The organism is Dietzia sp. DQ11-44 (assembly GCF_014145205.1).
GTDB classification, from domain to species: Bacteria; Actinomycetota; Actinomycetes; order Mycobacteriales; family Mycobacteriaceae; genus Dietzia; species Dietzia natronolimnaea.
Window position 1 is genome coordinate 1 of sequence record NZ_JAALEC010000121.1, and the last position, 2,606, is coordinate 2,606.

3 protein-coding genes are annotated in these 2,606 nt (G+C 70.9%); all 3 read right to left on the reverse strand.

The window, feature by feature from the left end; translation table 11 throughout:
• Window positions 1–342: DnaJ domain-containing protein (locus G6018_RS03585; RefSeq protein ID WP_182638768.1), on the reverse strand; the 342-nt coding region annotated here is incomplete at its 3' end.
• Window positions 343–402: 60 nt separating this feature from the next.
• Complete coding sequence (hrcA, locus tag G6018_RS03590; RefSeq protein ID WP_179524962.1) at window positions 403–1,443, reverse strand: heat-inducible transcriptional repressor HrcA; 1,041 nt, start codon at window positions 1,441–1,443, stop codon at window positions 403–405.
• A gap of 49 nt (window positions 1,444–1,492) precedes the next feature.
• On the reverse strand, window positions 1,493–2,606 hold a 1,114-nt coding region (gene hemW, locus G6018_RS03595), incomplete at its 5' end, for a radical SAM family heme chaperone HemW (protein WP_182638770.1).

Sequence of the window (2,606 nt, forward strand, 5' to 3'; positions counted from 1 at the left end):
CCGGGGGCCGCGTCCGCCGCCGCCCCCGCCGCCACCGAAGAACGCCTCGAACACGTCGCCGAGACCGCCGCCGGCGCCGAAGCCACCGCCACCGAAACCGCCGCCGTATCCGCCGCCGGGCGACGAGTCGAGGGGATCGCCGCCCATGTCCACGACACGGCGCTTCTCGGGGTCGGTGAGGACCTCGTACATCGCCGTGATCTCCGTGAACCGCTCACGCGCCTCGTCCGACGGGTTGACATCGGGGTGCAACTCGCGGGCGAGCTTGCGGTAGGCGCGCTTGATCTCGGACTCCGAGGCACCCCGATCGACCCCGAGGGTCCCGTAGTAGTCGCGTGACACGTGTCGCCTTTCGTCAAATGAACTCGATGGAAGAACTGGTCCCGGGTGAGGCTACGGGCGTCAGTGCCCGGACAGGATCTCGCCCACGTAGTGGGCAACAGCGGCGACCGAGGCGATTGTTCCCGGGTAGTCCATCCTCGTGGGCCCGAGCACCCCCATCCCGCCGAGCATCTGGCGCTCGGAACCGTACACGGAGGACACCACCGACGCGCCGCGGATCTCCGCCGCCCGGGTCTCCTCCCCGATCTGGACGGTGACCCCTCCGGGCCCTCCCATCCCCACGGACTGCGCCGCCGAGAGCAGCCGGAGGATCACGACCTGCTCCTCCAGGGCCTCGAGGACCGACCTGAGGGACCCGTCGAAGTCGGCTGCGCTGCGCGTGAGGTTGGCGGTGCCGCCCAGGACGATTCGGTCGTCGGGCTGCTCCACCAATGTCTCCACCAGCACCGTCACGCACCGTTCCGCCGCATCGCGGTGGTCCGGACGAGCGCGGTCAGGCGTGGCCGCCAGGGCCTCGGAGGCCTCGCTGAGCCGCTTGTCCGCGACCGCCTCCGAGAGGAGGGACCGGAGCTCGGCCAGATGGTCGTCCGTCAGCGGGGCCGCGAGTTCGACGGTCCGCTGGTCCACCCTGCCGGTGTCGGTGATCAGCACCAGCAACAGACGGGTGGGGGCCAGGCTCACCACCTCCAGGTGGCGCACGGTGGAGCGGCCCAGGACCGGGTACTGGACGACGGCGACCTGGCGGGTGAGCTGGGAGAGCAACCGCACGGCCCGCCGGAGGACGTCGTCCAGGTCGACGGCACCCTCGAGAAACGCCTGGATGGCCTTCCGCTGGGCGCGCGAGAGGGGGGTGATCTCCTCAATCGAGTCGACGAAGTGGCGGTAGCCCTTCTCCGTGGGGATCCGTCCGGAACTGGTGTGGGGCTGGACGATGAAGCCCTCCGCCTCGAGGACGGCCATGTCGTTGCGGATCGTCGCACTGGAGACCCCCAGGGAATGGCGGTCGACCAGCGTCTTGGAGCCGACCGGCTCGTGCGAGGCGATGTAGTCGGAGACGATCGCGCGCAAGACCTCGGTCCTACGATCGGCCGTGCTCGACATGGATCCCTCTCCTCGCGCCCTGCGTACAGACGATTCTAGGCCAGCGGCTCTACAGGAGGACGTCGCGTACGACACCGTCCGCCAGCAACCTGCCCGACTCCGTCAACGCGTACCCGGGACCGTCGGGCCCGTCGGCGGGCCGCCGCCGTAGCAGACCCGCCGACACCTGGAGGTCCGCACGTTCCCTCTCCTGCGCCGTGAACGCCCCGTCGGGGAGCCCCTCGGCCAGCCGGAGGCCGGTCATGATCCGCTCGAGGTGACGGTCGTCGTCGTGCAGTCGCTCCCCGCCCTCGACCGGGAGGTCCCCGGCGTCGCACGCCGCGGCGTAGCGCGCAGGATGGCGCAGGTTCCACCACCGGGCTCCGGCGACGTGGGAGTGCGCCCCGGGTCCGATCCCCCACCAGTCACCGCCGCGCCAGTACCCCATGTTGTGACGGCAGTAACCCGACTCGTCGGTCGCGAAGTTGGAGACCTCGTACCAGTGGAACCCCGAGCGCGACAGTCGCTCCGCCACCTGTTCGTAGCGGTCGGCCAGCACGTCGTCGACGGTCCCGGGCAGTTCTCCCCGACGGATTCTCCGGGCCAGGGCGGTGCCGTCCTCGACGATGAGCGAGTAGGCGGACACGTGGTCCACCCCTGCGTCGACCACGGCGTCGAGGGTGCGGGCGAGGTCGTCGTCGGTCTCCCCCGGCGTCCCGTAGATCACGTCCAGGTTGACGTGGTCGAACCCGGCTCGGGCGGCCTCGGCGACCGCCTCCTGCGGGCGACCGGGGGTGTGGGCGCGGTCCAGGACGCGCAGGACGTGCGCCGCGGTGGACTGCATCCCCAGCGAGATCCGCGTGTATCCGCCCTCGCGCAGTCGTCCGAAGAACTCCGGGGAGGTGGATTCGGGATTGCTCTCGGTGGTCACCTCGGCTCCGGGCGCGAGCCCGAACGTCGACCGGATCCGATCGAGCATCCCCACCAGGACGTCCGCACCCACCAGCGACGGGGTTCCGCCGCCGACGAAGACGGTGTCGACCTTCGGCGGGGTGCCCGGCCCGGCCAGCACCGACGCCGCCCGCTCGATCTCCAGTGCGGCCGCCCGTTCCCAGTCGGCGGGCGAGGTGGCGGACCCGAGTTCCCCGGCCGTGTACGTGTTGAAATCGCAGTAGCCACAGCGG

What these genes read in the sequence shown, in the direction of transcription:
- hrcA (WP_179524962.1), bottom strand. Translation starts at nt 1,443, where the DNA reads ATGTCGAGCACGGCCGATCGTAGGACCGAGGTCTTGCGCGCGATCGTC.